The organism is Novipirellula sp., from assembly GCF_041583735.1.
GTDB lineage: Bacteria > Planctomycetota > Planctomycetia > Pirellulales > Pirellulaceae > Novipirellula.
On sequence record NZ_JBFHFD010000707.1, the window covers coordinates 1 to 4,317 of the forward strand.

At 55.2% G+C, this 4,317-nt stretch carries 2 protein-coding genes; both read left to right on the forward strand.

The window, feature by feature from the left end:
- A partial coding sequence (gene truD / locus ABX962_RS31380; protein ID WP_372725503.1) for a tRNA pseudouridine(13) synthase TruD occupies positions 1 to 1,030 on the forward strand: 1,030 nt, incomplete at its 5' end.
- 75 nt (positions 1,031 to 1,105) lie between these two features.
- On the forward strand, positions 1,106 to 4,317 hold a 3,212-nt coding region (locus ABX962_RS31385; RefSeq protein ID WP_372725505.1), incomplete at its 3' end, for a sulfatase-like hydrolase/transferase.

Below are 4,317 nucleotides of genomic sequence, written 5' to 3' on the forward strand. Positions count from 1 at the left end.
CACTTGTATGAACCCGATCGATCCCCCACGACTCTGCGGCGAATCACTTGGGACGGTCCGTTTCAAATGCCACCCCGAGGATTTTCAGGTCGAAGAACTGCTCGGTTTCCAGCCGTCTGGTGATGGCGAACATTGCCTGGTTTGGGTGGAAAAGTCCGAGCGAAATACCAATGACGTGGCGACGCTGTTTGCTAAAAAACTTGGCATCCGAAAACGATTGGTTAGCCATTGTGGTATGAAAGACAACCACGCGATCACCCGGCAATGGTTCAGCATCCATTTGCCAGGCCAACCGTCGCCGTCGCTAGACGACTTGGCTGACGACGGTATTCGGATCCTAAAGGTCACTCGCAATTTACGGAAACTTCATCGCGGATCGCATGATGGCAATCGGTTCCTCATCCGGCTGCGTGAGTGCGATTTTTCCGAAAGCGAGGCGAATGAACGTTGGCAGCAGATCAGTGATCGTGGCGTGCCGAACTATTTTGGGCCTCAGCGTTTCGGGCGTGATGGCGGCAACGTTGATCAGGCTCGCCGTTTTATGTCAGGCGAACTCGATGTCCGTGACCGTCCGCTTCGAGGTATTCTGATTTCGGCGGCTCGCAGTTTTATCTTTAATGCCTGTGTGGCGCAGCGAGTCGTGCAGGGCAATTGGGACACGCCGCTTGATGGCGAGGTGTTTGGTTTTGCCAATAATCGCAGTCTGGTGTTGCCTGGAAACTACCGCGGGGATGAGGCCGAGCGAGTCCAGCAGAAACAACTCGAACTGACTTCGCCGCTGTGGGGGCAAGGCGATCTACTCTCTGAGAACCAAGTCAAGGGATTGGAGCAGAGAGTGATTGAGCGTCATCCCGAGATCATCGATGGATTGGCGTCGTTTAACTTACAGCAAGAACGCCGCGTTATGCGACTGCGTCCTTTGGCGTCCCGTTTGGTCTGGGAAGATGGCCGTACTCTTGTCCTGCGATTTGATCTACCCAAAGGAACGTACGCGACCACCGTGCTGCGTGAATTGGCGGATTGCAACTAGCCACAGCCTGTTAGCTTGGCCGCTCTCCTTATAACTCTCTTCAATTTCCTTCCTTCTCACTGGATGCTTGGATTGATGAATCGCTTTTTACTTGTCCTGTTGACGTTCGCGTGCTGTCTTGCCTCACGCTCGGTTTTATCTGCAGCCGAACGGCCCGACATCGTGGTATTTTTGTCGGATGATCATACTTGGCGTGACTCGTCGGTGTACGGATCGGACGAGATCGAGACGCCGAACATGGCCCGAGTTGCCGCGGCCGGAATGACGTTTGACCAAGCGTTTGTCGCATCGCCCGCCTGTGCGCCAAGTCGTGCGGCGCTTCTAACCGGACTGTACCCCGCCAATAACGGTGCCGAACCGAATCATTCGCGTCCTCGAGCCGACATCAAAAAGTTGCCCGCCTATCTGCAGCAACTCGGTTACGAAGTCGTCTCGTTTGGCAAGGTTGGGCACTACAAACAGACGACCGAATATGGCTTTGATCTCGCTCAAAACTTTAACTACCACGAAGACACGGCGGTTCCCAATGCACTGAAATGGTTGCGAGAGCGTGACGACTCGCGACCGCTTTGTTTGTTCGTCGGGACGAATTGGCCGCATGTTCCCTGGCCCGAACAGACTGGCGAATTTAATGCCAACAACGTTCATGTTCCCTCGCATCATGTCGATACACCGCAAACGCGAGCCGCGCGGGCCGAGTACCTTGCCGCCGTGCGGATCATGGATACAGAGCTTGGCCAAGTCTTTGATTTGGCTCGCGAAAAACTCGGCAATGACACGTTCTTTCTCCACACCAGCGACCATGGGGCGCAGTGGCCGTTCGGTAAATGGAATCTGTACGAAGAAGGCATCCGTACGCCTTTGATCGTCAGTTGGCCGGGGCAAGTCCAACCCAACACTCGCTCGGACGCGATGGTTTCGTGGATCGACATCTTGCCGACGCTGGTCGATGTTGCCGGTGGCGAACCGCCATCGGCGATCGATGGACGCTCGTTCCTGCCGGTGCTAAGCGGCGAGCAGAGCGAGCATCGTGACGTGATCCTAACGACGCACAGCGGCGATGGTGACAAGAACATTTTTCCGATCCGGTCGGCTCGAACAAGCGACCGTTGGAAATACATTCGTAATCTGCATCCCGAATTCCGTTTCACTAGCCACGTTACTGAAATCGCGGGACGAGCGGGGTATTGGGAAAGTTGGGTCGAGCAGGCGTTACGCTCGCCGCAAGCCAAAAGCAAAGTCCAGCGATACTTGCAACGTCCTGCCGAAGAACTTTATTACTTAGCGGACGATCCCTACGAGCAAAACAATTTGATTTCGGATCCGGCGCAATCCGATCGAGTTGCGACGCTTCGTGCAGCGGTCGATCAGTGGACCGCCCAAACACATGACACGTTGGCGTATTACAACGCGCCCAAGCCAATCGTTTCGGATAAAACGCCGAACATCGTCAACGTCTTTATTGATGACATGGGATGGTCCGACGTTTCCTGTTTCGGCGGGGACGTGGTCCAGACGCCGAATATCGATCGTTTGGCAAGCGAAGGAATCAAGTTCACGCAATATTACGTCAACTCACCAATCTGTTCACCATCGCGAGTTGCACTGACAACCGGGCAATATCCTCAGCGACATCGAATCAGTTCCTACTTGGCCAATCGGCAAAGCAATCGCAAACGAGGAATCGCAAACTGGCTTTCTCCCAAAGCTCCGGTGCTTGCCCGTGAACTTAATGCGGCCGGGTATGCGACGGGCCATTTTGGGAAATGGCATATGGGCGGCCAGCGGGATGTAGGGGACGCGCCCTTGATTGATCGTTATGGATTCGATCGCAGTTTGACCAATTTCGAAGGGCTCGGGCCGCGAGTCCTGCCACTCAAAGACGCCTACGATGGTAGCGATCCTCAGCCACACGACTTGGGATCTGCCAACCTCGGTCAGGGCCCGATTCGCTGGGAGGATCGCAGCGTGGTAACCGCCGCATTCGTCAGCGATGCGGTTTCGTTTATCGATCAGTCGCAAGTGCTGAAGAAACCGTTTTACATCAACCTGTGGCCTGATGATGTGCACTCGCCCTTCTTTCCGCCGAAGGTGCTAAGGGACGCGACCGGGCAGTCGAAGCGTGAGTTGTACTACGCGGTGCTCAAAGCGATGGACGAACAACTTGGTGTGTTGTTTGACCGAATTCGCAACGATCCCGATCTGAAAGAGAACACGTTGATTGTGTTTTCCTCGGACAACGGGCCCGAGCCGGGTGCGGGATCCGCAAAACCACTGCGCGGGTCGAAAACGTATCTGTATGAAGGGGGCATTCGATCGCCGTTGATCGTTTGGGGGCCGGGGGTTTTGGCCGATGATGCGGGCGGCACCGTCAATTCGACTTCGGTCTTTTCCGCAATCGATCTGAATCGTTCGCTGTATTCGATCACCGGGACGCCGCTGCCCGAGAAAGCGGTCTTGGACGGCGAAGATTTGCACAAGACGTTGCTCGGCAATGCGAAAGAGAGTCGTACGGCGCCGATCTTTTGGCGACGTCCACCTGATCGCCCGGGCACGAAACAAGAGCCCAATTCGGATCTGGCCATGCGTGAGGGGAAGTGGAAGTTTCACCTGAACTACGACGGCAGCGGTGCTGAACTGTACGACCTCAATACCGATGTATCCGAAAGCAACAATGTCGCCGATGCGAACGAGGATCTTGTTGAACGGTTCAAGAAAGTGCTGCTTGCCTGGAACAGCGAGTTACCCAAGGATGCGGGCGATCCCGCGTTCAAGCAAACCGAATCAACCTCGGCATTACCGTCGAATCAGTTTGTCAATCCGATTGCAGAAGGCGCAGATCCTTGGTTGGTTCGCGATCCCAATGCGGAGCGTTATCTATGGTGTTTTTCCGATGGCAACCGCGGGATTGCGATTCACACCACGGACAAAATTACGTCACTAGGTGAAAAGCACATCGTTTGGCAGGCACCGGAATCGGGCCCGTATTCGCGTGAAATCTGGGCCCCCGAGCTGCATTACCTCGACGACCGTTGGCATATCTATTTTGCGGGGTCCGACGGTAAAAACGAAAACCACTTGGCCTACGTGTTGCGTTCGGAGTCGAAAGATCCGCTGGGGCCGTACAAGCTGCAGGGGCCGTTTGCGACCGGCGACGGCGATGATGGACGCTCGCCGAACTTGTGGGCTATCGATATGACGGTGCTTGAACATCAGGGGCGGCGGTACGCGATTTGGTCCGGTTGGGATGCGCCCGGCACCGATCAACAATATCTGTACATCGCACC